At 53.9% G+C, this 25,947-nt stretch carries 27 protein-coding genes; 17 read left to right on the top strand and 10 right to left on the bottom strand.

Features of this window, described 5'->3' with window-relative positions:
• Nucleotides 1-27: 27 nt before the first annotated feature.
• The 4 genes from LG297_RS19330 to hemC are packed head-to-tail and all read right to left on the bottom strand — an operon-like array spanning nucleotide 28 to nucleotide 4,743.
• Nucleotides 28-1,452 (bottom strand): heme biosynthesis protein HemY, encoded by a 1,425-nt coding sequence (locus LG297_RS19330; RefSeq protein ID WP_404423190.1) that lies wholly within the window; start codon nucleotides 1,450-1,452, stop codon nucleotides 28-30.
• Nucleotides 1,449-2,972 carry a mitofilin family membrane protein gene (locus tag LG297_RS19325; protein WP_404423188.1) on the bottom strand — a complete coding sequence of 508 codons (1,524 nt, stop codon included), beginning with the start codon at nucleotides 2,970-2,972 and terminating at the stop codon, nucleotides 1,449-1,451. Before LG297_RS19325 ends, LG297_RS19330 begins: the two co-directional genes overlap by 4 nt.
• Before the next feature lie 54 nt (nucleotides 2,973-3,026).
• Nucleotides 3,027-3,749 (bottom strand): uroporphyrinogen-III synthase, encoded by a 723-nt coding sequence (locus LG297_RS19320; protein WP_404423186.1) that lies wholly within the window; start codon nucleotides 3,747-3,749, stop codon nucleotides 3,027-3,029.
• A 40-nt stretch (nucleotides 3,750-3,789) separates the two neighbouring features.
• Nucleotides 3,790-4,743, bottom strand: coding sequence for a hydroxymethylbilane synthase (gene hemC / locus LG297_RS19315; protein WP_404423184.1), 954 nt, complete (start codon nucleotides 4,741-4,743; stop codon nucleotides 3,790-3,792).
• A 265-nt stretch (nucleotides 4,744-5,008) separates the two neighbouring features.
• Here hemC and tsaD point away from each other — a divergent pair, with 265 nt between their 5' ends.
• The 5 genes from tsaD to LG297_RS19290 all read left to right on the top strand — a co-directional run bounded on the left by tsaD (nucleotide 5,009) and on the right by LG297_RS19290 (nucleotide 8,272).
• Complete coding sequence (gene tsaD, locus LG297_RS19310; RefSeq protein ID WP_404423182.1) at nucleotides 5,009-6,067, top strand: tRNA (adenosine(37)-N6)-threonylcarbamoyltransferase complex transferase subunit TsaD; 1,059 nt, start codon at nucleotides 5,009-5,011, stop codon at nucleotides 6,065-6,067.
• A gap of 53 nt (nucleotides 6,068-6,120) precedes the next feature.
• Entirely contained in the window at nucleotides 6,121-7,128 is a 1,008-nt protein-coding gene (locus LG297_RS19305) for an NAD(P)H-dependent glycerol-3-phosphate dehydrogenase (protein ID WP_404423180.1), read from the top strand.
• A 101-nt stretch (nucleotides 7,129-7,229) separates the two neighbouring features.
• The gene (locus LG297_RS19300; RefSeq protein ID WP_037988376.1) at nucleotides 7,230-7,508 is read left to right on the top strand and encodes a YciI family protein; all 279 of its coding nucleotides are present in this window, start codon (nucleotides 7,230-7,232) and stop codon (nucleotides 7,506-7,508) included.
• Between the two features lie 3 nt (nucleotides 7,509-7,511).
• On the top strand, nucleotides 7,512-7,925 hold the full coding sequence (locus LG297_RS19295; protein ID WP_317340771.1) for an EVE domain-containing protein: 414 nt from the start codon (nucleotides 7,512-7,514) through the stop codon (nucleotides 7,923-7,925).
• Nucleotides 7,922-8,272 carry a Rieske (2Fe-2S) protein gene (locus LG297_RS19290; RefSeq protein ID WP_404423178.1) on the top strand — a complete coding sequence of 117 codons (351 nt, stop codon included), beginning with the start codon at nucleotides 7,922-7,924 and terminating at the stop codon, nucleotides 8,270-8,272. The genes LG297_RS19295 and LG297_RS19290 overlap by 4 nt, the downstream gene beginning before the upstream one ends.
• 23 nt (nucleotides 8,273-8,295) lie before the next feature.
• Here LG297_RS19290 and LG297_RS19285 read toward each other — a convergent pair whose 3' ends face one another.
• Nucleotides 8,296-8,958, bottom strand: a complete 663-nt coding sequence (locus LG297_RS19285; RefSeq protein WP_404423176.1) for an alpha/beta hydrolase — start codon at nucleotides 8,956-8,958, stop codon at nucleotides 8,296-8,298.
• Nucleotides 8,959-9,132: 174 nt separating this feature from the next.
• Between LG297_RS19285 and LG297_RS19280 the strand changes: the two genes are divergently transcribed.
• The 8 genes from LG297_RS19280 to pheT all read left to right on the top strand — a co-directional run bounded on the left by LG297_RS19280 (nucleotide 9,133) and on the right by pheT (nucleotide 17,075).
• Nucleotides 9,133-10,365, top strand: a complete 1,233-nt coding sequence (locus tag LG297_RS19280; RefSeq protein ID WP_404423174.1) for a glycosyltransferase family 4 protein — start codon at nucleotides 9,133-9,135, stop codon at nucleotides 10,363-10,365.
• A complete protein-coding gene (locus tag LG297_RS19275) occupies nucleotides 10,362-11,378 on the top strand; it encodes a glycosyltransferase family 9 protein (protein ID WP_404423172.1) in 1,017 nt (338 codons plus the stop codon). The genes LG297_RS19280 and LG297_RS19275 overlap by 4 nt, the downstream gene beginning before the upstream one ends.
• 248 nt (nucleotides 11,379-11,626) lie before the next feature.
• Entirely contained in the window at nucleotides 11,627-12,142 is a 516-nt protein-coding gene (gene infC / locus LG297_RS19270; RefSeq protein ID WP_404423170.1) for a translation initiation factor IF-3, read from the top strand.
• A 38-nt stretch (nucleotides 12,143-12,180) separates the two neighbouring features.
• Nucleotides 12,181-12,585 (top strand): response regulator, encoded by a 405-nt coding sequence (locus LG297_RS19265; protein ID WP_404423168.1) that lies wholly within the window; start codon nucleotides 12,181-12,183, stop codon nucleotides 12,583-12,585.
• Nucleotides 12,586-12,902: 317 nt separating this feature from the next.
• A complete protein-coding gene (gene rpmI / locus LG297_RS19260; RefSeq protein WP_404423166.1) occupies nucleotides 12,903-13,100 on the top strand; it encodes a 50S ribosomal protein L35 in 198 nt (65 codons plus the stop codon).
• A 16-nt stretch (nucleotides 13,101-13,116) separates the two neighbouring features.
• Nucleotides 13,117-13,473 carry a 50S ribosomal protein L20 gene (gene rplT / locus LG297_RS19255; RefSeq protein WP_007088700.1) on the top strand — a complete coding sequence of 119 codons (357 nt, stop codon included), beginning with the start codon at nucleotides 13,117-13,119 and terminating at the stop codon, nucleotides 13,471-13,473.
• Between the two features lie 118 nt (nucleotides 13,474-13,591).
• The gene (gene pheS, locus LG297_RS19250; protein ID WP_404423164.1) at nucleotides 13,592-14,662 is read left to right on the top strand and encodes a phenylalanine--tRNA ligase subunit alpha; all 1,071 of its coding nucleotides are present in this window, start codon (nucleotides 13,592-13,594) and stop codon (nucleotides 14,660-14,662) included.
• A 4-nt stretch (nucleotides 14,663-14,666) separates the two neighbouring features.
• Nucleotides 14,667-17,075 (top strand): phenylalanine--tRNA ligase subunit beta, encoded by a 2,409-nt coding sequence (gene pheT / locus LG297_RS19245; protein WP_404423162.1) that lies wholly within the window; start codon nucleotides 14,667-14,669, stop codon nucleotides 17,073-17,075.
• A gap of 80 nt (nucleotides 17,076-17,155) precedes the next feature.
• Here the strand turns inward: pheT and LG297_RS19240 are convergent, their stop codons facing one another.
• Both LG297_RS19240 and LG297_RS19235 read right to left on the bottom strand, forming a co-directional pair.
• Nucleotides 17,156-17,611 carry a hypothetical protein gene (locus tag LG297_RS19240; RefSeq protein ID WP_404423160.1) on the bottom strand — a complete coding sequence of 152 codons (456 nt, stop codon included), beginning with the start codon at nucleotides 17,609-17,611 and terminating at the stop codon, nucleotides 17,156-17,158.
• A gap of 113 nt (nucleotides 17,612-17,724) precedes the next feature.
• The gene (locus LG297_RS19235) at nucleotides 17,725-19,767 is read right to left on the bottom strand and encodes an ATP-binding protein (protein WP_404423158.1); all 2,043 of its coding nucleotides are present in this window, start codon (nucleotides 19,765-19,767) and stop codon (nucleotides 17,725-17,727) included.
• A gap of 533 nt (nucleotides 19,768-20,300) precedes the next feature.
• Between LG297_RS19235 and lepA the strand changes: the two genes are divergently transcribed.
• Together lepA and LG297_RS19225 are read left to right on the top strand one after the other, a co-directional pair.
• On the top strand, nucleotides 20,301-22,106 hold the full coding sequence (lepA, locus tag LG297_RS19230) for a translation elongation factor 4 (RefSeq protein WP_007088706.1): 1,806 nt from the start codon (nucleotides 20,301-20,303) through the stop codon (nucleotides 22,104-22,106).
• Nucleotides 22,107-22,237: 131 nt separating this feature from the next.
• The gene (locus tag LG297_RS19225; protein ID WP_404423156.1) at nucleotides 22,238-22,696 is read left to right on the top strand and encodes a heme-degrading domain-containing protein; all 459 of its coding nucleotides are present in this window, start codon (nucleotides 22,238-22,240) and stop codon (nucleotides 22,694-22,696) included.
• Nucleotides 22,697-22,722: 26 nt separating this feature from the next.
• Here LG297_RS19225 and LG297_RS19220 read toward each other — a convergent pair whose 3' ends face one another.
• Nucleotides 22,723-23,079, bottom strand: coding sequence for a winged helix-turn-helix transcriptional regulator (locus LG297_RS19220; protein ID WP_404423154.1), 357 nt, complete (start codon nucleotides 23,077-23,079; stop codon nucleotides 22,723-22,725).
• A gap of 94 nt (nucleotides 23,080-23,173) precedes the next feature.
• Here LG297_RS19220 and LG297_RS19215 point away from each other — a divergent pair, with 94 nt between their 5' ends.
• Together LG297_RS19215 and LG297_RS19210 are read left to right on the top strand one after the other, a co-directional pair.
• Nucleotides 23,174-23,500, top strand: a complete 327-nt coding sequence (locus LG297_RS19215; protein WP_404423152.1) for a hypothetical protein — start codon at nucleotides 23,174-23,176, stop codon at nucleotides 23,498-23,500.
• 50 nt (nucleotides 23,501-23,550) lie between these two features.
• Nucleotides 23,551-24,345: an SDR family oxidoreductase gene (locus LG297_RS19210; RefSeq protein ID WP_404423150.1), complete on the top strand. Its 795-nt coding sequence runs from the start codon at nucleotides 23,551-23,553 to the stop codon at nucleotides 24,343-24,345.
• Between the two features lie 21 nt (nucleotides 24,346-24,366).
• On the opposite strand, the gene LG297_RS19205 is transcribed toward LG297_RS19210, so the two are convergent.
• Both LG297_RS19205 and LG297_RS19200 read right to left on the bottom strand, forming a co-directional pair.
• Nucleotides 24,367-24,780: a GFA family protein gene (locus LG297_RS19205; protein WP_404423148.1), complete on the bottom strand. Its 414-nt coding sequence runs from the start codon at nucleotides 24,778-24,780 to the stop codon at nucleotides 24,367-24,369.
• A 27-nt stretch (nucleotides 24,781-24,807) separates the two neighbouring features.
• The gene (locus tag LG297_RS19200; protein ID WP_404423146.1) at nucleotides 24,808-25,830 is read right to left on the bottom strand and encodes an NAD(P)/FAD-dependent oxidoreductase; all 1,023 of its coding nucleotides are present in this window, start codon (nucleotides 25,828-25,830) and stop codon (nucleotides 24,808-24,810) included.
• Nucleotides 25,831-25,947 lie beyond the last annotated feature (117 nt).

The following is a 25,947-nucleotide window of genomic DNA, read 5'->3' as shown; positions in this document are numbered from 1 at the left end:
GCCCTTTTTCCGTTTGTATGGCCGGGGTCAGATAGCCGGTTGGCTATCTTTTTTCCGGACAATTTCCGTATCTGCCATATCTGGATTCTCGATAATCGCACCATCCTGTTTGATTACGGCGGGCTGTTTCGGAGCAGAAGGAGCAGATGCCGGTACGTCATTGTGAATGCGCATCGGTGCGCGCCAGTCAATACTGCCAAATGAATGGCAAGACGGGCAGGTAACAGCCCATTTGTCGGTTTCTGTACCGCATGCACCGCAACGCCAGCCGGGGTCAGGATTGGCATGGCTTGCCTTGACCAGCAATTCACGGGCTTTGGCGGTGTCTTTCTTCTCGCGGAATTCAAGATCGGCCAGAAGACGGTAGTGACGTGCCTGTGATTTCTGCGCGATGGCCTTTTCAAGATTGCTGCGCGCCATGCCCCACAAATCTGCCTCAAGGGCGGCTTCGGCTATCAGAAGCTGGCTTTCGATATGGTCCGGATTTGATGCGACCAGTTTTTCAACGCTCTTGATGTTGGACAGAGCATCGCCTGACAGACTGGTCATATAAATCTCGCCCAAAGCCGCAGACGGAGAGGTCCGCCAGCTTTGCAGAACAATATCGCGTGCCTTGGCTGCTTGATCGATATCGGCATATAGCCGTGCCAGAAGAACCGCAGCACCGGTAAAATCGGGACGCGCATTCAATGCCTTGCGCAGAAGTTTTATGGCCTCGGCATTTTCGCCGTCGGCAATGGCGTCTTCGGCCTTGGCCGTGATCAGAAGCGCGCGGCGACGGTTTAATTCGTCTTCGTTAAACACACCGGCCTTTTGTGCATCGACCAGAAGGGTCAGAGCACGATCCCAGCGTTTTGCACTTAGCAACAGATCAAACAGCGTTACCAGAACAGCCGGATTGCGCGGACGCAATCGATGAGCACGTTCGGCATAATCGAGTGCGGCTGTCCGGTCGTCGGATTTCAGAGACAATTGCAGTAAACCGCGCAGTCCGAAAAAGGCCGAATCCGGTTTCTCCAGCATGGCTTCGAATTGGCGCTTGGCGGCATCGTTATTGCCATCCAGTTCGGCGGCCTGTGCTGTCAGAAGTCGGGTTAGGGTGTCATCTTCAAGATAACGGTCGACCGCGCGGGTATGTTTCAATGCTTGACGGACATCGCCCGATGCCAGTTCGAGTAACCCCATGGTAAGGGCCTGCTGACCTTTTTTGCGACGACGACTGCCCAGAATACGGCCGAGCCAATTGGGTGAATTGGCTATGGCCGACCAACAGCGCCACAGGATGACCAGAATCCCGGACAGGACAAGAAGGCCAAGGGCGACCATGCCAATAGAGCCATCAAACCGGTAGCCGAGCCAGACGATGGTCATTGTTCCGGGATTATTGGCAAACCAGACCGTGCAGGTGACCAGAATTGCAGTTATCAGAATGAACAGGCCAAGACGGATCATTGGCTGTCCTCCGCATTTTCGGTTCCGTCACCGGTTAACAGAGTGATTGCATGGGAACTAAGTGTCGCGATTGCGCCATTGAGAACCTGACGATTCTTTGCGTCAATAAGCCAGGGTTCGATAACCGACTTGGCATTTTCGCCCTCGATACCCTCAAGGGCAGCAATTGCAGCATCAAGATCGTTATTTTCGAGCGCGGTTTCGGCAGTAACCAGGCGACCATCAAGTGAATCTTCGCCTGCCACGTCAACGCGACGGATCGGAACGAGCTTTTTGATGTTCGCCCAAGTGGCGGCAAAGATGCTACCGGAATGATCATCACTGGCGGCTTGAATCGCTTCTTGTGCCGTTTTGGGGAAAGATTGACGCAAACTTTCGATGGTCGGCGCACCACGGTCGGCAATCGGTTCGAGTGCTGCAATCTGTTTGGTAATGACGGGGTCATCCGATCCGATCCGTTCAAGCTGATGAAGGGCAATCATGAACGGTCCGCCACGCTGCAAGGCATCCCTCAGGATAGTGACTGCCATGGCAACAGCCTGACCTCGACTCTCGACACGAAGACCGACCGTCGCGCGAACTTCTTCTTCCATGGTCGAAAGGCGGGCGGAAAGGTCGCGCATTTCAGTAGCAATACCGGACAGTTCGGACTCAACCCTTGCCAGTTCCTCTATCGGGGCGGTGCGGGTTTCGATTTCGGCCATACGGCGCGCAACTGTATTGTTCAATGTATCGCCGCGTTCACTGTTAAGGCGTTCACGCAGGGCGTTGATTGTGCCTTCGAGACGCGACAGGCGCTCGGTCAAATCCGGATCAAGAACCATTGAGCCATCATCAGCAGACATTGGTATCGCATTGTCATTACTGGCTCCGGCGGCATCTTCCGGTCTGGACGGGCTGCCTTCCTGGCCGATCATTGCATCGTCTCGTTCGGGAGCGCCCGGTGTCGCACTTGGCGCAGGGGGCGTATCATTGTTTGACGTAGACGAAGAAGGTTGGTCGGTGGCCGGTGTCGTTGTATCTGCTGGCGGTTCGGAAAGGGTCATGCCCTCCGGCGTGATTTCGGCAAGGATTTCAGTGGGTACATACTGGCTCAGGACCGGTTCGGCATCACGCCACCATAGGGCACGAGTCAGCCATCCAACGGTCAGCGCACCGATAATGATGATTACAAACAGAAGGATGGCACTGCCGCCACGTTTTTTTGGCGCGGATTTGACTTTGTCTGTGCCTTGCCTGTCTGACGTAGTCTTTTGGTTCATGCCCGGTTTGATTTCAGGCTTCGCGTTGACCGGTTTGGTGTCTGACTTTGTGCTGCTGTTCGCACTATTGCTGGAAGCAGATGCTTCGTGCTTCGTGCTTTCTGCTGCATTCGATGCCGCGCCCGGTTTTTGATCGGCAGCGTCTTTGGCAACGCTTGCGTTGCCTTTGCTATCGATCGAAATGGTTTCGGACGGCCCGGCATTTGTCTCGGTCGGTTTTGCGGAAGCGTCGGTTTTTGGCGTTTCTGGTTTTTTCACGGTCGGACCATTGCAGTTTGCGGTTGTTCCGAGACACCACTTGGCGCGGAAAAGTCAGGCGAATGCGTTGTCTAGTGCCGAAAGAAGGTATTCCTGTGTCGGGTATTTCGCGACCTCTGTCTTATGCCATGTAAGAACGTCAAGGCGATCTTGCACAGCCTTACTCAGACAAATTGCACGCGTATCGACCAAATCTTTTTCCAGCTTGTGTCTTTCAATCAGCTTAACAAAGCTTTCTGCTGTACGGGGAGAGAAAAATAACACCGCATCAATATGATGTGCAGCGATTGCGGTAATGACGTCATCGGGCAGGCGATCAGATGGAACGGCGTCATAGACGGTCTGGCGCCGGATGTCGAAATTGCGACCGCGTAAAAGTTCCCCGAGATCACCGGCAACCTTGCGTGCCGCCGGATGAAAAAGGACCCCCCTTTTCGGGTCGATATGACGGGCAATCAATCCTGCAAGGTCCTCAATATCGCCGTTTGCACTTTGGATGTCAGTAAAACCGGCCCGTCGTGCCATATGGGCCGTAGCGTCACCCACACACAGGGCCGGATAATGACGATCACTGTTTTGCCGGGCGAAGGCACGCACGCCATTGGCCGACGTAAAGATCAGTGCTTGTACGCCTGCAAGATCAAGCCCGTTGGGGCATGCGGGGAATTCGATCCGCAACATCGGTGCGGACAACAGGCGGTAGTCACGCGCCAATAACGCAGCCTCAAGGTCCTGCGAGTCGGTTTCCGGTCGGGTATTGAGGATCAGTGGTCCCATGTCATCCCCGTCAAGGGCCCAGAAAGACAGCAAATTGTCTTCAGGCAGAAATAAAGTCCGGGCCGCCACGTGCCTTAAGTTCGTTACCCGCATCTGTCCCGGCAGCTGCAGCATTGGTCAGGTCCGGGTTGTCAATCAACCGTTCGGTGTCGAGCCGTTCGCTGCCGTCGGGTCGAACGATTGTAACGCGCAGACGCATCTTGCCATCGGGCAGATATTCTGCCAAAGCGGCAATTGGTGTGCGACACGAACCGTCCAGTGCGCGCAGGGCTGCACGTTCAGCTGCGACACGGATTGTAGATGCCGGGCAGTTCAGGATCGAAATCCATTTGCGCGTCCGGACGTCATCTTCGCGGATCGTGATACCGATGGCGCCTTGGGCAACGGCAGGCAGCATGTCGTCTTCGGGGATTGCTGCGGTTGCGACATCCGGGCGACCAAGCCGGTTCAGTCCGGCCATCGCCAGAAGAGTGGCATCGACCTGACCTTCTTCAAGCTTTCGAAGGCGGGTTTGCACATTGCCGCGGAATGTTATGACCTTAAGTTCCGGATATTTGTTCAAGATCATTGCCTGACGGCGAAGGGAAGCCGATCCGATCACCGATCCCGCGGGCATTTCGGCAAAGCTTTTATATTTCAGTGATATAAACGCGTCGCGGACGTCTTCACGTGGCAGTATCGTTGGCAGCACCATGCCGTCGGGCAAGATTGTCGGCACATCTTTCATGCTGTGAACAGCAAGGTCGATATCCCCGCCGAGCAGGGCATCATCGATTTCCTTGGTAAACAATCCTTTGCCACCGACCTCCGACAGGGCGCGATCAAGAATTCTGTCGCCCGTTGTGGTTATAACGGTAATGGCAATCGCGCCTTCGGCTGCGAATTCGGGATGTGCTTTGGCAAGTTCGTCGCGGACTTCATGCGCCTGAGCCAAAGCCAAGGGGGAGCCACGTGTGCCGATGCGAAGTTTTACTGTGTCAGATGTGTTTGTCATGAGGCCGACTTGTAGTCATAAAACCGGTTAAAAACAAGGGTGGTAGCGTGTGCAACGCTATTCGAACCGGGCTGGATTATAATGGTGAATGTCCCTGTTTCATTGACTTATGTGGTAGTCTTTCGGTTCGGGTACTTTTCCTGCATAGAGCCAATGTGTGGCCTTGGGGTGGAAAGAGTGCGCTGTTTGGGCTACATCACTGCCAGAATTGTTGACGGATGGTGCGCCAGATGGGGCGCGACACACATTACCGGATTCACATGACATGATCGTATTGGGTATCGAAACAAGCTGTGATGAAACGGCCGCCGCTGTGGTGAATGACAAGCGAGACATTCTGTCGAACAGGGTGCTGTCACAGCTTGACGATCATCGTCCGTATGGCGGGGTTGTGCCGGAAATTGCTGCTCGTGCGCATCTGGAACACCTTGATCGTCTTGTGGCCGAAGCCATGGATGATGCCGGGGTTGATTTCGCCGATCTTGATGCGATTGCCTGCACAGGTGGACCGGGTTTGATTGGGGGTGTCATGGTCGGGACCATGACGGCAAAGGCGATTGCCTTTGCGGCACAAAAACCCTTTCTGGCGGTCAATCATCTCGAAGGTCATGCGCTTACCGTGCGTTTGACGGACGATGTTGCCTTTCCCTATTTGCTGTTGCTGGTATCGGGTGGCCACTGTCAGGTCCTGATCGTTGAGGGTGTTGGTCAATACAAGCGGATCGGGACGACAATTGATGACGCGGTGGGTGAGGCATTCGACAAAACCGCGAAAATGATGGGACTTGGTTATCCGGGCGGACCTGCGCTTGAGAAAACAGCGGCATCCGGAAATCCGGACCGGTTTGGTCTGCCACGTCCGTTGCGCGGTCGTCCGGGCTGTGATTTTTCGTTTTCGGGTTTGAAGACTGCGGTCCGCACCTATCTGGACGGGTTTCCTGTCGAACAGCAGACTGCAGAAGTCAAAGCTGATCTGGCTGCATCGTTCCAGCGGGCAGTAGGGGATACCCTTATTGACCGGACAAGGAATGCGATTTTCGAATTCATGCGTGATTATCCGACAGGCAAAACGCTGGTACTTGCCGGTGGGGTTGCCGCGAACAAATATTTGCGGACCCGTTTGACGGAATTGACCGATCAGGCAGGCATGGCATTGGTGGCACCCCCATTGGAATTATGTACGGACAATGCAGCGATGATTGCATGGGCCGGACTGGAACGTTTTCGTTTGGGCCAGCATGATGATCTTGATTTCAAACCGCGCCCGCGTTGGCCACTTGATCCGGAGGCACCAAAACGTCCGGGTGCGGGTGTGAAAGCCTGATCTTTTCCAAACGCCAAACTGTTCGAATATTTATTATCGGGGTCGAAAGAACTATGTCGGATAAGCGCATAACGGTAGTCGGTGGGGGCGCATGGGGTACTGCGCTGGCCATTCAGGCTGTACGGGCTGGTGCTGATGTTGAGCTTGTTTTGCGTGATCGTGCGTTGGCCGAACGGATCGATACATCGGGTGAAAATGACGTCTACCTGCCCGGCATAAAGCTTCCGGAAGCTTTAAGGGCAACAGTTGCTATTGATGGACTGCGAGAGTCAAACGCGGTTCTTCTGGTTACACCGGCACAGCACCTTCGAAGCACTTTGTCAAAGCTGGCACCCCATTGGCCCGAAACGCTTCCTGCCATTATTTGCGCCAAAGGGATCGAAAAAAAGACCGGTGCGCTTATGGCGCAGGTCGTGAATGAAACACTTGGTGATGTTCCGGTCGCGGTTCTGTCTGGCCCGACATTTGCCCAGGAAGTCGCGAAAGGTCTGCCCGCGGCGATTACACTTGCCTGTTCAGACAGGAATTTGGGCAAGGATCTGGTGGAACTGATCGGTACGTCGGCGTTTCGACCCTATTTCAGTACCGATGTTGTGGGTGTTGAAGTTGCGGGTGCTATCAAAAATGTTCTGGCAATCGCAAGCGGCGTTGTTGCAGGGCTTGAGCTTGGCGACAATGCGCGCGCAGCCCTGATTACCCGTGGGCTTGCCGAAATGTCGCGATTGGCGGTGGCGATGGGGGGCCGGATTGAAACCATGATGGGGCTGGCGGGACTTGGCGATCTGACGCTGACCTGCACCGGCACGTTGTCGCGCAACTACACCTTCGGGTTTGCCCTTGGTCAGGGCGGCAAGGCCGAGGATATTCTGGCCGAACGCCGTTCCGTGACCGAAGGTGTGCATACTGCCGCGTCAATTACGGCTGTTGCGTCGAAATACGGTATTGAAATGCCGATCTGCAGTGCCGTGGATCATGTGGCCAACCATGATGCGGACCTGCGAAGCACGATCAATGCATTGTTGCAGCGCCCATTTCGCGATGAACTTGAAACCGGAAAATAATCCGGTCACATCCACGCTATCAGCTTTTGTTCGGCTTGAGCCTTCGAGCCGGTTCTGTCAATTTACCGGTATCAAAACCAATTTTGACAGGGAACGCTGCCATGCATTTTTACATTCGTTGTGTCGACAAACCGGGTCATCTTGCCGTTCGCAAAGCGAACCGGGATGCGCATCTTGCCTATATCAAGGACGGTTTTGCGGACAGGATCGTTGCGGCAGGCCCCACACTTGATCCCGATCTTGAGGGCATGAATGGCTCGGTCTTCATTATCGAGTTTGATAACCAGGCCGAGGCCGAAGAATTTGCTGCCAATGATCCTTACGGCAAGGCAGGTCTGTTCGAATCCGTCATTATCCGTCCGTTTAAAAAGGTATTCTGATCCATGGCATACTGGCTGATCAAAACCGAGCCGGGAAGCTGGTCGTGGGACGATCAGGTCAAGAAAGGTGTCGAAGGATGGGACGGGGTTCGCAACCATCAGGCAGCAAAAAACCTCAAGACCATGCAGATCGGTGATCTGGCTTTCTTTTATCATTCGGTGAATGAAAAACGGATTGTCGGCATTGTCGAAGTGGTCCGCGAAGCTTATCCCGATCCTACTGACGCCACCGGCAAATTTGTTCAGGTTGATTTCAAAACCGTCAAACCTGTGCCAAATCCGGTGACACTTGCCGATATCAAAGCTGATCCGCGATTTGCCGAATTGCCGTTGCTCAGACAATCCCGTTTATCGGTCATGCCGATAGATGATGCATCCTGGAAAGCGATTTGCGAGATGGGTGGTGTTTCGGCATGACGGTCGATTTGCCGCCACCCGGAACAGTGTTATGTGCGCTTTCTGATCTGGATGCGACCGGGGCCAAAGGCATATCGCTTGACGGAAATTCTGGTCGGGCCGGGATTTTCATCGTGCGAGACGGCGCAGGGGTTTTCGGTTACGTCAACAGTTGCCCCCATATTGGTGTGCCGCTTGAACTTGAGCCCGATGAATTCATCAGTGATATTCACAACGAAATCATCTGCTCGACGCATGGTGCACGTTTCAGTCTTGAAGACGGCCTTTGCGTCGCTGGCCCCTGCGAGGGGGATATGCTGGAACCCGTTGCCGTAAAGATTGAGAACGAGCAAGTCGTTCTGGCCTGAAATTCTGCGTTGTGGTGACGGTTTTAGCCGACCGTCACCTTTTCGATAATATCGTCGAGATGTTTGGTGATGACATCAAGCTGATCGGGTTCGGAGAGGCGATGATCACCGGTTTTGATCAAATCTATGCGGACATCTTCGGAAACCAGTGCTTCTGTCAGACGAATTGAGGTCTGCCAAGGGACATCCGGGTCCTGCATGCCCTGGATAAGGCGTACCGGGCATTCAAGTTTGATCGGATTTCGCAGAAGCAACTGATTTCGGCCATCCTCTATCAGAGCATGCGTAATCGTATAGGGATCGTCGTCATATTCGGTCGGTTCGACCAGGGCACCATTTTCCACGATTTCGGATTTCTGGGCATCACTGAATTGTGCCCACATCAGGTCTTCGGTGAAGTCGGGTGCCGCTGCAATCCCGACAAGTCCTGCTATGCGTTCCTTTCGGGCAAGAGCTGCCAACAGCATGATCCAGCCCCCCATTGATGATCCGACCAGAATAAGCGGCCCGGAGGTGATTTCGTCAATAATGGCAATGGCATCGCTGGCCCACCGACCAATCGTCCCGTCTTTGAACGCGCCTGCCGATTGTCCGTGACCCGAGTAATCAAAGCGGGTATAAGCCAGCCCCTGCTGTACGCAATGGGCCTCGAGATGGGTAGCCTTGGTGCCGGTCATATCGGACATGAAGCCCCCCAGAAACAGAACGCCAGGCTTTTGTCGGCCTTGTACTTCTGTCGGCTTGCCGGGAGTCGCATGGTATGCGATTTTTAATCCGTCAGGCCGTTCGAGATACTGAGGCGTCGGCATGTCATTTGTCATCCGGGAAAAGTATCCTTGGGTGTTAGTGGTTGGAATTGCATGAGCGCGTCAGAAATCAAGACCCAGTCAGTTTATCGCCCGGAACAGCAGGCGCAAGGTGCGGATTATCGCCCGGCGGTGATTCTGCAAGTTCTGCCTGAACTTGATACCGGTGGTGTGGAGCGCGGAACGGTTGATATTGCACGTGCCATTGTTGATGGCGGCGGCGTTGCGCTCGTTGCCTCGCAAGGCGGACGGCTTGAGCGTGAGCTTGACCGGTTTGGTGCTCGCCATATCACCCTGCCACTGAAGTCAAAAAATCTGTTTACCATGCGCCGCAATGTTGACGCGCTGGTGGATATTATTCGTGCCGAGGGCGTTGATATTATTCACGCACGTTCACGTGCGCCGGCCTGGAGTGCTTATTTCGCAGCGCGTAAGGCAGGGATTCCATTCGTCACGACATTCCACGGCACTTATTCCGGTTACAACAACCTGTTCAAGAAGCGATATAATGCGATCATGACGATGGGCGATCAGGTGATCGCCATTTCCAACCATATTGCCGACCACATCCGCAAATTTTATAAAATGGACCCGGCACGCCTCAATATTGTGCCGCGCGGGACCAATACCGATTTGTTCAATCCGGAAAATGTCAGTCAGGAACGCTTGATCACCTTGTCAAACCAGTGGCGTCTGAGTGGTGAGGAATACGTTATCATGTTGCCCGGGCGGATTACGCGCTGGAAGGGTCATTGTTTCCTGATCAAGGCACTGCCAGCAGTATTCGAGGCTCTTGGTCATCGAAATGTGCGCTGCCTTATGGTCGGATCCGATCAGGGGCGAACGGGCTATCGCGATGAAGTGCTGGCGTTGACCAAAAAGCTTGGCCTTGAGGATATCGTGCATATCGTTGATCACTGTGCCGATATGCCCGCTGCCTACATGTTGGCGGATGTGGTGGCGTGTCCCTCAATCGAGCCCGAGGCCTTTGGACGGATTCCATCCGAAGCGCAAGCGATGGGACGTCCGGTTGTATCAACTGCTCACGGTGGTGCCATGGAGACGGTTCTGCCGGGGGAAACCGGCTGGCTGGTTACGCCAAATGAAGTTGAACAACTGTCTGTTGCACTGACTCAGGTATTACGGTTAACACCCGAAAAGCGTGCTGCCCTGGCCCAGAAAGGGCGCAAGCATGTGATCGAGAATTACTCCCTGATCCAAATGGCAGAAAAGACTTTGGCCGTTTATGAGAAAGCGCTGAAAGGCGCGATCAGGAACGCGGCATGACAGATTCGACGGCCCCTGATATCTTGCAGGATGCAGAAATTGTTGCGGGTGCAATGCCCGATGCCAGGCAGGAGCGCATCCTTGTGATCAAGCTTTCTGCTCTTGGGGATATTATCCTTGCGACAGGGGCATTCGCTGCCATTCGTGCCGCCCATCCGAAAGCACATATCACGGTTCTGACGACCCGGCTTTATGTCGACCTGATCAAATCGACCGGTTATTTTGATGCCATCGCAATTGATCGGCGACCCAAACTTTATCAGGTTCGCGAAGTGCTGGCCTTGCGCCGATTCTTGCGCAATGGCAATTTTGATCGGGTTTATGATCTGCAGACGTCGGATCGTAGTGGATTTTATTATCGGCTGTTCTGGCCGGGAAAGGCGCCCGAATGGTCGGGGATCGCGAAGGGATGTTCGCATCCACACGATAATCCGGATCGTGACAGTTTGCATGTCATTGATCGTCTCGCCGATCAGTTGCATCGTGCCGGAATCGATCATGTGCCGCTTCCCTTTATCAAGGGGGCCAATATTGATCTTGAACGATTTGGGGTCAGAAGCCCTTTTGTCCTTATCTGTCCCGGCGGAGCTCCGCATCGTCCGGATAAACGCTGGCCTGCCGAACGTTTTGGTCTTTTGGCGAAGAAGATTGCAGATTATCGTCTGACACCGGTGCTGATCGGAACCGACAAGGAAGCCGAGGTGCTGAGCAAGATCGACAGTATGTGTCCCAAGGCACGCAATCTGATGGGGCGGACAGGGTTTCTTGATATTGCAGGTCTTGCCGCGCGGTCCGTTCTGGCTATCGGTAATGATACGGGGCCGATGCATATTGCCGCAGCGGCGGGTGCACCGTCTATCGTTCTGTTTTCACGAGACTCTGATCCGAAAATGAGTGCACCACGCGGTACAACCGACCATGCGGTCAGCATTGTACGTGAAAATGATTTGCGCGAATTGACGGTTAATCGGGTGATGGACGAGGTTCGTCATCGCCTTGATCTGGTCGATTAGCATAGCACTTTACTGTCGTATCATCTGGTCATCGCCGCATGCATTGGGTTGCAAGGCTTTGAATACGGTTGCAGAAGGCTAAAATCATTGCTTTCTGACTGCGGCCCGATATGCTAGGCAAAGGTCCGTTTCACAATATGCATGACGGGACGTGCAACCCGGTCACTTGCTGTGTTACCCGTGACTTGTTTCTGTGCTTTTTGTTTGATTACCAAAGGAGATTATCCATAGCACGACCACGTAAACCGATGCAGCCGACCAAGGAAGGTCCGCGCGTCAATGAGGATATCAAAGCCCGTGCCATCTGTGTCGTTGATGCTGAAGGCAATATGTCTGATCCAATGACGGTTCGTGAAGGCATTGAAATGGCGATGGAAGCTGGACTCGACCTTGTCGAAGTCGCTCCGAATGCCGAGCCTCCCGTCTGTAAGCTGATCGACTACGGCAAGTTCAAATACGAACAAAGCAAGAAACAGAACGAAGCCAAGAAGAAACAGAAGGTTATCGAGGTCAAGGAAATCAAGCTCCGCCCGAACATCGATACCCATGACTACAATGTGAAGCTCCGTGCAGCGCAGAAGTTTCTTGGCGGTGGAGACAAGGTGAAAGTCACGTTGCGTTTCCGCGGACGTGAAATGGCTCACCAGGACCTTGGTCTAGGCATGCTGCAACGTTTTTCGGGAGATCTTGAAGATCTTTCCAAAACGGAACAGATGCCGAAGATGGAAGGTCGCATAATGATTATGGTGCTGGCGCCGCGTTAATCCGCGGCGTTTTGCCTTTCCAAGCAAGAGGGAATGCCATGACAGCCGGGAATGATCTTTTGATCGTCGGGGTTGATGACGACCCCAAAAGTCTCGTGCTTCTGAAGCGGATCGTTGAAAGCGGCGGTTACAGTTTCGTTGGCGTTTCCTCTGGCAAGGAACTTCTTGAAACCCTCAAGACCAGAAAACCGCGCATCATCCTGATGGATATTATGATGCCGGGCATGAACGGCTTTGAAGCTTCCATTCGGGTTCGGACCCGTTTTCCCGATCTTGCGTGTGCCATCATCTATGTGACGGCCCGTCAGGGCGAGGAAGACCTGCGTGGTGGCGTTGCTGCGGGGGGAAATGACTTTGTTCTCAAGCCGATCAATCGCGAAAAGCTGCTGAGCCGAATCGAAAAATGGGTCGGACGTGTCCATACCATTAAAACAGCGATTTAATCCCTGATCCCGTGCTTCCCCAAGATATTCACACGTGAGAAAAACCTGATGATACTGATCGTCAGCTATTCTGTGTGACAGATATACCTTGGCACAAGGCCTGAGGTGATTATGGGCAATGTTTTGCCGTGGTGTGCGAGACCCTTCAAAACTCCAAGAGAATTGCTGTGAAAAGGCCCTTGAAAAAGGGAAGGGTCGAGTCTATAACCACCCGTCCTCAAAACAGGTGGTGAGGCTGGAAAGATCATTGATCTTTCAGGGCATGCCCAGCCGCCGTGGGGAATTTCGTGTTTCATTGCTTATGCAAGGATAGAAAAATGCCCAAGATGAAGACCAAAGCGAGCGCTAAAAAACGCTTTAGCCTGACCGCAACGGGTAAAGTTCGTCGCAATGTCGCTAACAAGCGTCACCTGTTGACTGCGAAACCCACCAAGATGAAGCGCCAGGCACGTGGCACGGAGATTCTCTGTGACGCAGATGCCCGCATCGTCAAAAAATTCCTGCCGTACGGTTAAGGCTAAGGAGAGTTAAATGGCTCGTGTAAAAGGGGGCGTGTCTTCTCACGCCCGTCACCGCAAGGTTATCAAGGCTGCCAAAGGTTACCGCGGTCGCCGCAAGAATGCTTACCGCACTGCAGTGCAGGCCGTTGAAAAAGGTCTGCAGTATGCATATCGCGACCGCCGCGTTAAGAAACGCCAGTTCCGCAGCCTGTGGATTCAGCGTATCAACGCCGGTGCTCGTGAAAACGGTCTGAGCTACTCGCAGTTCATGAACGGCCTCAAGAAGGCCGGCGTTGAACTGGACCGCAAAGTGCTTGCCGACATCGCCGTGCGCGAACCCGATGCTTTCAAAGCTCTGGTTACCCAGGCGCAGGCTGCACTCGGCTAATAAACCTTTTGCAAAAAGGTTTAATCGGCACTTGCCTGATTTGATCGGGGGCGGCCATATTGGCCGTCCCCTTTCTTTTGTTTATCCCAATTCACTTTAAGCAAAGCGTTCGGAAGTTATGGAAAACATCGAAGCATTGCGCGAAGAGGTTCTGGCCGAAGTCGAAAAAGCAGCCGATTTACAGGCTCTTGAAGATGTTCGTATCAGTGCTCTTGGCAAGAAGGGTCGCATTACCGGCCTGATGAAAAACCTTGGTCAGATGGATCCGGAGCAGCGCCGCGCATTCGGTCAGACGTTGAACGCTGTTAAAGATCAGGTTGCCGAGGCGATTGACACCCGCAAAAACGATCTTGAAGACGTGGCATTGAATGCGCGTCTGATTGGCGAGCGGATCGATGTCACCCTGCCCGCGCGCATGGACGAGACTGCTGGCCGCATTCATCCGATCAGCCAGACGATGGACGAAATCGTTTCCATCTTTGGCGAGATGGGTTTTGCCCTGGCCGAAGGCCCGGATGTCGAAGACGATTTCCATAACTTTACCGCCCTGAACATCCCGCCGGAACATCCGGCGCGCGAGATGCAGGACACCTTTTATCTGCCAGAGCAGGAAGACGGGTCGCGCCTTGTGCTACGCACCCATACCTCGCCGGTGCAGATCCGTACCATGCAGTCGAAAACCCCGCCGATCCGGATCATCGCGCCCGGTCGCACCTATCGTTCCGATAGCGATATGACCCATACGCCGATGTTCCATCAGGTCGAGGGACTGGTGATCGACAAGAAAACCCATATGGGTCACCTGAAAGGGTGCCTGCTGGAGTTTGTTAAAACCTATTTCGAACTGGATGAAGTTCCGGTTCGCTACCGTCCGAGCTTCTTTCCCTTTACCGAGCCGAGTGCAGAAATGGACATCGGTTGTTCGCGCAAGGGTGGGGAGCTCAAGATTGGTGAAGGCGACGACTGGCTTGAGATTCTGGGCTGCGGTATGGTTCATCCGCGCGTTCTGGCGGCTTGTGGACTTGATCCGAATGAATATCAGGGCTTTGCCTTTGGCATGGGGATCGAACGCATCGCGATGCTGAAATACGGTATTCCCGATCTTCGCACCTTCTTCGATACCGATCTGCGCTGGCTGAAACATTATGGTTTTGTGCCGCTGGATGTACCGAATATGGTGAGGGGCTAAGATCATGAAATTCACACTCGATTGGCTGAAACAGCACCTCGATACCGATGCGTCGATTGATGTTATCGCCGAAAAGCTGACCGATGTCGGGCTTGAAATTGAAGGCGTCACCGACCGGGCCGCAGCGCTTAGGGATATTCGTGTCGCCTATATCGAAGAAGCCGGCCAACACCCGGATGCCGACCGCCTGAAACTGTGTCGGGTGAATACTGGTGACAAGATCATTCAGGTGGTTTGCGGTGCACCGAACGCCCGAACCGGGATCAAGGTTGCACTGGCACAGCCGGGCGCGATCATTCCGATTGACGGTTCGAAACTCAAACCGGGCAAAATCCGGGGTGTCGAAAGCCAGGGTATGATGTGTTCGACCCGTGAACTTTGCCTCGGCGAAGATCACGACGGCATTATCGAACTGCCGGAAGATGCCGAAATCGGGGCGCAGGTTGCAACGGTTCTTGGTGCGGACGATCCGATCATTGAAATCGGCCTGACCCCGAACCGTCCGGATTGTACCGGTGTGCGCGGGATTGCACGCGATCTGGCGGCTGCCGGCATTGGTACGCTAAAGGACGATCCGCGCCAGCAGGCGGTTTCGGGCACGTTTGACAGCCCTGTCGGTGTTTCGATTTCAGCCGATATTGCACAGAATGCGGCAGCCCCGGCATTCTATGGTCGCTATATCCGTGGTGTTAAAAACGGCGAAAGCCCGGCATGGCTGAAAGCCCGTCTTGAAGCCATCGGTTTGCGGCCGATCTCGGCTCTTGTCGATATCACAAACCTTGTGACCCATGATCTTGCCCGTCCATTGCATGTGTTTGATGCCGATAAACTGTCGGGTGACATCAATGTGCGCTATGCGACCAATGGTGAAAAGCTTGCTGCGCTTGATAACAGGGAATACGAGCTGTCCGACAGCATGGTCGTGATTGCCGATCAGGCAAAGGCCCTTGGCATTGGCGGGATTATCGGTGGCGAAGAAACCGGTTGTGTCGAAGACACGGTCAATGTGTTTGTCGAATGCGCCCTGTTTGATCCGATCAGTGTTGCAAAAACCGGTCGCAAACTGCAGATCAATTCCGATGCCCGGTATCGGTTCGAACGCGGTGTTGATCCGCAATCAATTGTCTGGGGCATGGAAGTTGCCACCCGTCTGATCACGGAACTTTGTGGTGGCGAAGTTTCGCATGTGGTCAAGGCCGGAGACGTTCCCGCCCCCCGGAACAGCTTTGATCTTCGCATTGATCGCATCCGGGAACTGGGGGGTGTCGAAATTGACGCCGATCAGGCGATTGCAATCCTGAAGTCGCTGGGCTTTGACGTTAGCGGGTCTGCGCCCGTCATTACCGCCGTTGCACCAACATGGCGTCCGGATATTGTTGGCGAAGCCGATCTGGTCGAGGAAGTGCTGCGCATTGTCGGGTACGACAAAATCCCGACAGTTCCGCTGGAACGTGAAACCAGCCTGCCGGTTCCGGCCCTGACCCCGTTCCAGAAGCGGGTCGGTCTGACCCGTCGGACATTGGCATCGCGCGGTATGTATGAAACCGTCACATGGTCATTCACCGATTCGCGTTGGGCAAAGCTGTTTGCCGATCTGAAACCGGGCTTGTTCCTTGCCAATCCGATCAGTTCGGATCTGGATGTGATGCGGCCCAATGTGCTGATCAACCTGATTGCCGCAGTCGGTCGCAATCAGTCGCGCGGTTTTGCCGATCTGGCGCTGTTTGAAGTTGGTCCGGAATTCTTTGGCGATCAGCCGGGGGATCAGCGTCTGGTTGCCGCCGGTTTGCGGTCGGGATCGACCACTCCGCGCAGCTGGACAGGATCCCGTCGCGATATTGACCTGTTTGATGTCAAGGCGGATGCCGAGGCATTGCTGGAAGCCCTTGGGACTGCCGCAGCAAACGTTCAGGTCAACGCCGATGGTGCCCCGTCCTGGTATCATCCGGGCCGTTCTGCCGCCTTGCAGTTAGGGCCGAAAAACATCCTTGGCTATTTCGGTGAACTGCATCCGAAAGTATTGAAAGCACTGGGTGTCAAAGGGCGCGTCGTTGCGTTCGAACTGTTCGTTGAAAACGTTCCGATGCCAAAGAAAAAAGGGACCGGTCGCCCGTTGCTGAATGCGTCGAGCTTCCAGTCGGTCGAACGTGATTTTGCCTTCCTTCTTGACGGGGATGTGCAGTCCGAAGCTATCGTCAAAGCTGCGCGCAGCGTGGACCGTAACCTGATTTCGGATGTCACGATCTTTGATCTCTATGCAGGCAAAGGTATCGAGGATGGCAAGAAATCGGTTGCATTCTCGATCACCTTGCAGCCGACCAAGGCAACCCTGACCGAAGAAGAAATCGACGGGGTCTGCAAAAAGGTCGTTGCCGCGGTTGAAAAGGCAACAGGCGGCTCCTTGCGCAGCTAGGATGCTTGTGCAAACCACGATTAAAAAACGGGCTATCCATCGGGTGGCCCGTTTTTGTTTGTTCAGGTCTTTGGAAGTTTTTAGCCACCGGGACGTTTGCGCATGACGGCAAATTCATCTTCATCAAGGTCGGCGGCAATCATATCGGGACCGTTGGTGTAGATGCGCCACTCCATATCGGTATCATCGCATTCGATATTCAGTTGATCGACCATGCTGTTCCAGACACAGCTTTCGAGATCATCATCGGCTTCAAGCCGACCAGTTCCATTATCTGACAGATGCATGACCAGCAATTCTTCGTCCTCGTCGACCGAGTAAACTGCATACGTTTCGTTAGCAAAACGGTAATTGATTTCCTTGCCGTTTAACTGTCGCCAGCCGGGTGGCATAGGTTCATCAATGTCCCGCTCGGCAAACATATATGCCAGGGTCTGCATATGACTGTCTGGCATGGTTCGCAGATCGGAACCACAAGCTGCCAGAAGCGACAATCCTGTCAGGGACAGGGCAGTACGAAAATTGATGCGTGTCATGCGATGCTTCCTGGTGGTCAATGGTCATCAAACCGGCAGGTCTTGCCGACCTGCACTGACTTTAAACCTTTACGGTAGCAAGATGCTTGCCACAGGTTAAATCACAAGGCCCCTTAACCCATCGCCCGCAGTGTGAAGATAAACGTCGCACCCGGGTTGGTGAGTGGGCGGGAGGTATCAAGCCATATACGGCCGCCATGCTGTTCAACTATCTTCCGGCACAAAGAAAGCCCAAGGCCGGTGCCGCTAAACTCGTCCTTATGCAAACGCTGGAACAGTCGGAAGATGCGATGTGCGTGCTCCGGATGAATGCCGATCCCGTTGTCACGGACTGAAAATCGCCAGAAGCCGGGCGTATCGGGGTCAGGGGCAACATGGATGTCAATATGAGGCGGTACACCCGGGCGGCGGTACTTAATTGCATTCGATAGCAGGTTCTGGAACAGACGCGACAGGCTGATACGGTCACCTTTGATCACCGGCAGATCGTTATGGGTAATGGTGGCCTGTTCCTGAACGATAATGGCTTTAAGATCGGCCTGGGCTTCATTCAGGACCAGATTGCAGTCGATTTCCGTCATGGTGTCGTCGCTGCTACCGGTTTTGGCGTATTCCAGAAGGTGGCTGATCAGCTTGTGCATGCGTTTGGCACCATCGACCGCGTAATCGATATATTCATCCGCTTCTTGATCCAGCGAACCGCCATAGCGACGTTTCAGAAGCTGGGTATAGCTGGCGACCATCCGCAATGGTTGCTGCAGATCGTGGGACGCGACATAGGCAAACTGTTCAAGGTCTTCATTACTGCGTTTGAGTTGATCAAGCGTATCTCGCAGTTTGTTGGCATTTTCGACAAACTGGGTCACATCGCGTGCGCTGTTAAATGTCATGCCCTCGAATGGACCGATGCCGTGCCATGCGAGCCAGCGGATATCACCGCGCTGGTCGCGAATACGGAAAACCAGTTCCTTTTCCTGTGTGTCACCAAGCTGGCGATTGGTGAAATTCACCCGAACCTGTTCGCGGTCTTCGGGCAGGAAAAGGGTTTCGAATGGTTGCCCGATCAGATTATAGACCTGTTTGCCGACAAGCTCGGCCAAGGCCGGGCTCAGGCCGCGCAGAACACCTTCCATATCGACAGCGATTGATGGTTCCGGTGTGTGATGCAGATAGGTTTCGAACGGGTGGCAAAGTTCCTGCTGCGGGGCCGTTTCCAGCAACAGGACGGTGATGGTTTCCCCTTCTTCTTCCACGCGGCGGTGCGCCATCAGATAGAAGCGCTGCGTCTGATCAGCGGAAATATGCATATCGACCATCGTGCCAATACGATTGTCCTGCCACCGGTTTTCAATCAACGGGCCACGCAATTGGCTACGCGATGCATCGCTAAGCCGCGATATGAATGCTTCGGCTGTGGGTTGGACATCGGTAAACGCAAGTCCGAGTATTTCCGGCCAGTTCAACCGAACGGCAAGTGTTCCATCAGGATTACTGACGGGCCAACTTAAAACCGCGCAACCGCAATCCGACAGGGTATTTTCTGAATCGCTGAAATGTTCGGCAAGATCGGCAGCGCGCAAATGCTGCCGTTTCAATCGTTGCCATAGCCAGACTGCAAGTCCAGCCATGATCAAAAGTACAATCAGAAACAATGATGCATGAAGCACGATGGCCTGGCGCCAGTTGGCCAGCAACACCCGACGTGGAATATAGGTGACAACGATACGGTCAAGTTGCGGAAGGATGCTGTAGGCCATAAGCATCACTGTGCTGCCGTGGACGCAGATCAGACTGCCGCGATTTGCCTGCTGTTCGGCAATCGTATCAAACAGGTCATCAATCAAATGGGATGGAACGGTGCCGCTGATCTGATTGCGGTTGCCATCAAGAACTCCGGCCGAAAGATCGGGATTCTCTTCAACGACGCGTTGTAGATCAATCGCACTGTTCTGGGCCAGAACCGCGCTGAGATGATAGGTGACAGCCATCATTTGGGCGCGCGCCTGATCAATCGCACTGTCATAAAGCGTTTTCTGGATGAAAAAGAATGAAAACAGCAGGATCACCATGCCTGTCAGGGTCAGGGCAGCCAAACGTTTACGCAATTTTCTCAATCCGCGTTTGGACAATGACGGTTCGATGGATGTCAGAAACATTTTCGAAGTTGTCCCCTTGCCCTGTTCCGCCCCACTGTCCCCTTTCGAAAGCCTATGTCCTTTTCTCCCTGTTGAAAAGCATTCTACCGGGAATAATAATTTTGCCGGGGGATGAAAAATGGCGGGATGCCAGTAGCTTGATGTGATTTTGGGGCCAAAGAATGAGGTGTCGACTGCACAGCCTGCAAATGACAGGGCGGGTGCAGGTGCCTTCGCCGAACGGAAATCAAACACAGCGCTTCTAATTGGTGGCAAAAACCCCTATAAACCCGCTGTTGGCGATTGTTTTGTGATCGCCGAAAGCCAAAACGATCCCAAATCGCCGGTATCGCCCGCTTGCACCGCGGCAGAACAGATTTTACTGCCGTGTCTTTCCAGATGTCGCTGCCGCCTTTATACGGCACGCTGACCGGGATGATGCAAACGGTGTGACACCGGCTTTGTGATAAATGATCGATGTGAAATGCGATCACGTTTTGCAGGAATCGAGCCGAATTTTGACATAACATTCGCCCAGTGCCAGAAGCAGCCATATGACCGATCTTAAGAACATTCGAAACTTTTCGATTATCGCGCATATCGACCACGGTAAATCGACCCTGGCCGACCGTTTGATTCAGCTTACCGGTGGTCTTACCGATCGCGAGATGTCCGAGCAGGTCCTCGACTCGATGGATATCGAACGCGAACGCGGGATCACGATCAAATCCCAGGCCGTACGTCTGAAATACACGGCCAAGGATGGTCAGGAATATACCCTGAACCTGATGGATACGCCGGGTCACGTCGATTTTGCCTATGAAGTGTCGCGTTCGCTTGCCGCGTGCGAGGGATCGCTTCTGGTGGTTGATGCCGCTCAGGGTGTCGAAGCGCAGACGCTGGCCAACGTTTATCAGGCGATTGATAACAACCACGAAATCGTGCCTGTCCTGAACAAGGTTGATCTGCCCGCCGCAGAACCGGACCGCGTCAAGGAACAGATCGAAGAAGTGATTGGCATTGACGCCAGTGACGCACTGATGATTTCGGCCAAGACCGGGCTTGGTGTTCCCGATGTGCTTGAAGCATTGGTGCATCGTTTACCTGCTCCGACAGGCGATCCGGCGGCACCGCTTGAGGTTCTTCTGGTCGATAGCTGGTACGATTCCTATCTTGGCGTGATGATTCTGGTGCGTGTCAAGGAAGGCACGCTGAAAAAGGGCCAGAAAATCCGCTTCATGAACGCCAAGGTCACCCATACGGTTGATCGCGTCGGCGTGTTTACGCCCAAGCCGCTTGCGCTTGATGAAATGGGGCCGGGTGAAGTCGGCTTTATCAACTGCGGTATGAAAACCGTTGCCGAATGCGAAGTCGGCGACACGATTACCGAAGAAAAACGCCCCTGCGCAAAGCCGCTGGCCGGTTTCAAGCCCTCCATTCCGGTGGTGTTCTGTGGCATTTTCCCGGTTGATACCAGCGAATATGATGTCCTGCGCGATGCGCTTGAAAAGCTGCATCTCAACGACGCATCCTTCCAGTTCGAACCGGAAAACTCGACCGCACTGGGGCTTGGTTTCCGCTGTGGCTTCCTTGGGCTTTTGCATCTGGAGATCATTCAGGAACGTCTCGAACGCGAATTCGAACTGGACCTGATCACCACGGCGCCATCGGTTTCCTATAAAATCTCGATGACCAAGGGCGAAGATATCCTGCTGCATAACCCGGCGGATTTCCCTGATGTCACCAAGATCAAGGCGATTGAAGAACCCTGGATCAAGGCATCCATCATGGTGCCGGATGAATATCTGGGCGGTATTTTGACCCTTTGCACCGAACGTCGCGGCATTCAGCAGGACCTGACCTATGTCGGGAACCGGGCGATGGCGGTTTACAAACTGCCGCTGAACGAGGTGGTGTTTGATTTCTATGACCGCCTGAAATCGATTTCGCGTGGCTATGCCAGCTTCGATTATGAACTGGCGGGCTATGATGAAAGCGATCTGGTCAAGGTATCCATTCTGGTCAATGAAGAACCGGTTGATGCGCTGGCATTGATGGTTCACCGTTCGGCTGCCGAACATCGTGGCCGCGAGATTTGCAAACGTCTCAAGGACCTTATCCCGCGCCAGATGTTCAAGGTCGCCATTCAGGCAGCTATCGGCGGCAAGGTGATCGCACGTGAAACGGTTTCTGCGATGCGCAAGGACGTGACGGCCAAATGTTATGGCGGTGACGTGTCGCGTAAACGCAAACTTCTCGATAAGCAGAAGGCCGGTAAGAAAAAGATGCGTCAGTTCGGCAAGGTGGAAATTCCACAGTCGGCCTTTATCAACGCCCTTAAGATGAGCGACGATAAATAAATCGACGTTCCGGTATCGAAATAAAGTCTGCATCCCATTGTGGATGCAGCCTTTTTCTTTGAGGGCTTTCGGCAATTCGTGCCATGCGCTATGGATTAGGTCCTCATTCCGTTTTGCTGCAGGAGCCCGCCATGGATCTTGAAATTCTTCAACGCCAGGAAGCCATCCTTGTCTTTGATCGCTTTGACGAGGAAACGGCGTGGGAAATCGGATCGGCCCTTGTGGCGGTTGCACGGGCACAGAATGCCCCGGTTGTCGTCGACATCCGGACTTCGGATCGCACCTTGTTCCACGCAGCCCTTCTGGGGGCCAAGCCCGCCAATGATTCCTGGGCATCTCGCAAAAGCAATTTGACCCTTCGCGAACATCAATCATCAATGCAGTTCGGATTGGCGTTGAAGGCCAAGGGCAAGACACTTGCCGAACACGGGATTGATTTTGCCGATTATGCCGACCACGGCGGCAGTTTTCCGGTTCGCGTCAATGGTGTTGGCGTGATCGCCGCAATCACTGTATCCGGCCTTGCCTCGCACGAGGATCACGGCATGATCGTTGGCGTTCTGGAAGATTTTCTTGGGGTTTCGGCTTGATTAGATTTGTCTGAGGCACATTGTAGTTATTGATTGTTCGTATCTGGTATCGCTGAATCTTTGGGGCGTGCCTCGGCCCATTTGAGCAATGCATCAAGTGCAGGGCAAAGTGACTGCCCCCATTCGCTCATGCGATACTCGACCTTGGGCGGAACCACCGGGTAAACTTTGCGTTCGATAATGCCATCGGATTCAAGCTGTCGAAGTTGCTGTGCGAGCATCTTTTGAGAAATGCCGGGGATCAGCTTTTCCAGATCTGAATAGCGTTGGACCTTGCCGCCAAACAGATGGAAAAGAATGATCAGCTTCCATCGACCCTCAAGCATTTTAAAGATCGTTTCGACGTCTGATGCCGCAGTGACGGGCGTATAGGTTTTCGCCATGTTTCAAGCCTGTTAGTTACTTACTTTAAAGTACGTACTTCCCAAAATGTGAGTTTGTTTGAAAAATGCCTGTCTGACAAGCAAGCAGACAGGAATGACTGACATGATCAAACTCCCTGAACCGATCACCGCATATTTTGAACCATCCAATAGCGTTGCGCAGAAGGTTGCGGCTTTCAATGAAACTGCAATTGTCGAAGATGAAAAGCAACGCCATCACGGCCGCCCCGAAATCGGCAAATGGATGGAAGACGTCAATGCAAAATACAACTTTGTCGCCAAGCCGATTGAAGTTGCCCATAAAGCTGAACAATTTGCGGTGAAAGCCAGGGTCAGCGGCGACTTCCCCAACAGCCCGATTGAACTTGATTATCGGTTTGAACTTGCGAACGGCAAGATCGAAACACTTTCGATCAGTTAATCGACTGCGACTTCTAACGCACTGTTCCCAACAAAATGAGCGACCAAAAAATGTTGAAACTTCCTGATCCTGCGCAGGAATTTGCGCAAAAACGCATAGTTGTGACGGGGGGTACCAAAGGTACAGGAAAGGCCGTTTTTGAGCGCATGCTAGCCGGTGGGGGAACCTTGATTACGGCGGCGCGGGGCGAGAAACCCGATGATATCGCCTACGATTGCTATGTGCAGGCCGACCTTGCGACCACGGCGGGTGTCGAAAAACTCGCCGCAGCTGCACGTGAACGCATGGGAGGGGTTGATATCCTGATCCACGTTCTGGGCGGGTCGTCAAACCCGTCGGGGGGCTTTGCCGTGATCGACGATGCCGGATGGGAAAAGGAATTGAACCTTAACCTGATGTCGGCTGTGCGGCTGGATCGCTGTCTGGTGCCGGAAATGATCAGGCATGGCGGCGGTGTTGTTGTGCATACCTCTTCAATTCAGCGACGTTTGCCGCTATTTGACGCAACAACGGCCTATGCCTCGGCAAAGGCAGCGCTTACGACTTACAGCAAGGTTCTTTCGAAGGAAGTTGGCTCCAAGGGCGTGCGGGTTAACGCCGTTGCGCCGGGGTGGATTTATACCGATGCATCAAAGGCTATGGTCGAACGGATTGCAGAAGGCGGCGGCATCACCCAGGAAGCCGCGCGCCAAAGCATCCTTGATGCCTTGGGCGGCATCCCCTTGGGGCGTCCGGCGCAGCCGGAAGAAGTGGCAGAACTGATTGCCTTTCTGGCATCAAACCGGGCGTCGTCGATTCATGGTGTGGAATATACCATCGATGGCGGCACGGTCCCGACCGTCTAGGAAAAGGACAATCGTGGGCGATCAGCTCGATTGATCGATATGTTCGATATCGGGGTCAATGCCGGCAAAGCTGGGCAGGGCCGTACTCATCCACAGATGCTTTTTTGCCTTGAAGGGCGTCGGGTCGTCGAAGCTGCCAAGCCTGAAATCAAGGAATTCGGGATGGTCGCCGTTCCGCCAGGTCAGGCTTGATCCGCATGTCGGGCAAAATCCGCGAAACCGGTTGGGCGAACTTTCAAACTCGGCCGGTTTGCCTTCCCATTTCAGGGTCACCGTCGCAAAAGTGACAAAGGTCGAAACGCCTGATCCGCTGTCCTTGCGGCACATGCCGCAATGGCAGTGATTGCCGCCCGTTGGATCGCCCGAAACAGAAAAGCGCACCGCGCCGCACAGACAGCCGCCGGTATGAAGATCGGGGGTTCTGGTAGCAGGCATGGTGCGCTTTTCCTTTTTGATCGGGGCTTATTCCGCCGGAACGCCCGTCGTGGTGGAATATTCGAAATGGAATTCCTTATCGGGGAACAGATAGCTGCGCGCGGCATGGATGGCGCTTGCCCCCTCGGCAAAGCCCGACAGGATCAGTTTCAGTTTGTGCTCATAGGTCGCGATATCGCCAATTGCAAAGATGCCCGGAACCGACGTTGCCATCGTGGCCTGCGTGACACCGATATGGTTGCGATCAAGGTTAAGGCCCCAATCGGCAATCGGGCCCAGTTCCATGGCAAGGCCAAAGAACGGCAACAGATGGTCCGCTTCCAGTGCAAGCTCTTCGCCTTTGAGCGTGGCAACGACGACATGGGAAAGTTTGCCATTGTCACCCTTGAGGCTCTTGAGCTGATAGGGAATGACCATCTCGATCTTTCCGGCTTCTGCCAGGGCCTGCAATTTTGCACTGCTGTCCGGGGCGGCACGGAATTTCGGGCGACGATGAACGACCATGACCTTTTCGGCAATGTCATGAAGGGAAAGCGCCCAATCAACAGCCGAATCGCCGCCACCGGCAATGACGACCTTTTTCCCGGCAAAATCGGCACGGCGTTTGACGTAATACTGAACGCCGCCGCTGCCTTCGTAATCTTCAAGGCCTTCCATCGGGGGCTTGTTCGGGCCAAAGGCACCGCAACCGGCCGCAATGACAACCGCGCCTGCATCAATGGTCGTCCCGACCGAGGTTTCAAGCGTGAAACGGCCATCGTCACGTTTCTCGAGCTTTATAACCTGCTGGCCCAGATGATAGGTCGGCTCGAACGGGGCGGCCTGTTTGGCAAGCTGATCAATCAGGTCCTGACCGGCAATCTGCGGATGGGCCGGAATATCGAAAATCGGCTTTTCCGGATAAAGCGCGCTGCATTGTCCGCCAACCATATCAAGCGCGTCGATGACATGAGTTTTAAGCCCGAGCATACCGGCTTCGAAAACGGCGAAAAGACCGACAGGGCCGGCGCCAATGATGGCGATATCGGTGCTGTGCGACGCGTCTGACATGTTCATTCCATCCAAATAACATCAGGTCGATAAAGGAGGCGGTAATTTTTTATCCAATCTATACATGTGCGAGATAGCATTTGGGACCCTTTATCGCAACGTAAACCGGCCTTTCTT

This window comes from Thalassospira australica (genome assembly GCF_044790785.1).
Taxonomy (GTDB): domain Bacteria; phylum Pseudomonadota; class Alphaproteobacteria; order Rhodospirillales; family Thalassospiraceae; genus Thalassospira; species Thalassospira australica_A.
This window is presented reverse-complemented; position numbering and strand designations above follow the sequence as displayed.

Bases quoted from the DNA above. Each gene is read 5' to 3' on its own strand.
- rpmI (WP_404423166.1), top strand. From the start codon at position 12,903: ATGCCCAAGATGAAGACCAAAGCGAGCGCTAAAAAACGCTTTAGCCTG.
- tsaD (WP_404423182.1), top strand. From the start codon at position 5,009: ATGATCGTATTGGGTATCGAAACAAGCTGTGATGAAACGGCCGCCGCT.
- LG297_RS19280 (WP_404423174.1), top strand. From the start codon at position 9,133: ATGAGCGCGTCAGAAATCAAGACCCAGTCAGTTTATCGCCCGGAACAG.
- LG297_RS19330 (WP_404423190.1), bottom strand. From the start codon at position 1,452: ATGATCCGTCTTGGCCTGTTCATTCTGATAACTGCAATTCTGGTCACC.
- LG297_RS19290 (WP_404423178.1), top strand. From the start codon at position 7,922: ATGACGGTCGATTTGCCGCCACCCGGAACAGTGTTATGTGCGCTTTCT.
- LG297_RS19320 (WP_404423186.1), bottom strand. From the start codon at position 3,749: ATGGGACCACTGATCCTCAATACCCGACCGGAAACCGACTCGCAGGAC.
- LG297_RS19285 (WP_404423176.1), bottom strand. From the start codon at position 8,958: ATGTCCGATATGACCGGCACCAAGGCTACCCATCTCGAGGCCCATTGC.
- LG297_RS19265 (WP_404423168.1), top strand. From the start codon at position 12,181: ATGACAGCCGGGAATGATCTTTTGATCGTCGGGGTTGATGACGACCCC.
- hemC (WP_404423184.1), bottom strand. From the start codon at position 4,743: ATGACAAACACATCTGACACAGTAAAACTTCGCATCGGCACACGTGGC.
- LG297_RS19225 (WP_404423156.1), top strand. From the start codon at position 22,238: ATGGATCTTGAAATTCTTCAACGCCAGGAAGCCATCCTTGTCTTTGAT.
- LG297_RS19240 (WP_404423160.1), bottom strand. From the start codon at position 17,611: ATGACACGCATCAATTTTCGTACTGCCCTGTCCCTGACAGGATTGTCG.
- LG297_RS19215 (WP_404423152.1), top strand. From the start codon at position 23,174: ATGACTGACATGATCAAACTCCCTGAACCGATCACCGCATATTTTGAA.
- LG297_RS19205 (WP_404423148.1), bottom strand. From the start codon at position 24,780: ATGCCTGCTACCAGAACCCCCGATCTTCATACCGGCGGCTGTCTGTGC.
- pheS (WP_404423164.1), top strand. From the start codon at position 13,592: ATGGAAAACATCGAAGCATTGCGCGAAGAGGTTCTGGCCGAAGTCGAA.
- LG297_RS19200 (WP_404423146.1), bottom strand. From the start codon at position 25,830: ATGTCAGACGCGTCGCACAGCACCGATATCGCCATCATTGGCGCCGGC.
- LG297_RS19305 (WP_404423180.1), top strand. From the start codon at position 6,121: ATGTCGGATAAGCGCATAACGGTAGTCGGTGGGGGCGCATGGGGTACT.
- LG297_RS19220 (WP_404423154.1), bottom strand. From the start codon at position 23,079: ATGGCGAAAACCTATACGCCCGTCACTGCGGCATCAGACGTCGAAACG.
- rplT (WP_007088700.1), top strand. From the start codon at position 13,117: ATGGCTCGTGTAAAAGGGGGCGTGTCTTCTCACGCCCGTCACCGCAAG.
- lepA (WP_007088706.1), top strand. From the start codon at position 20,301: ATGACCGATCTTAAGAACATTCGAAACTTTTCGATTATCGCGCATATC.
- LG297_RS19210 (WP_404423150.1), top strand. From the start codon at position 23,551: ATGTTGAAACTTCCTGATCCTGCGCAGGAATTTGCGCAAAAACGCATA.
- infC (WP_404423170.1), top strand. From the start codon at position 11,627: ATGCAGCCGACCAAGGAAGGTCCGCGCGTCAATGAGGATATCAAAGCC.
- LG297_RS19275 (WP_404423172.1), top strand. From the start codon at position 10,362: ATGACAGATTCGACGGCCCCTGATATCTTGCAGGATGCAGAAATTGTT.
- pheT (WP_404423162.1), top strand. From the start codon at position 14,667: ATGAAATTCACACTCGATTGGCTGAAACAGCACCTCGATACCGATGCG.
- LG297_RS19295 (WP_317340771.1), top strand. From the start codon at position 7,512: ATGGCATACTGGCTGATCAAAACCGAGCCGGGAAGCTGGTCGTGGGAC.
- LG297_RS19235 (WP_404423158.1), bottom strand. From the start codon at position 19,767: ATGTTTCTGACATCCATCGAACCGTCATTGTCCAAACGCGGATTGAGA.
- LG297_RS19300 (WP_037988376.1), top strand. From the start codon at position 7,230: ATGCATTTTTACATTCGTTGTGTCGACAAACCGGGTCATCTTGCCGTT.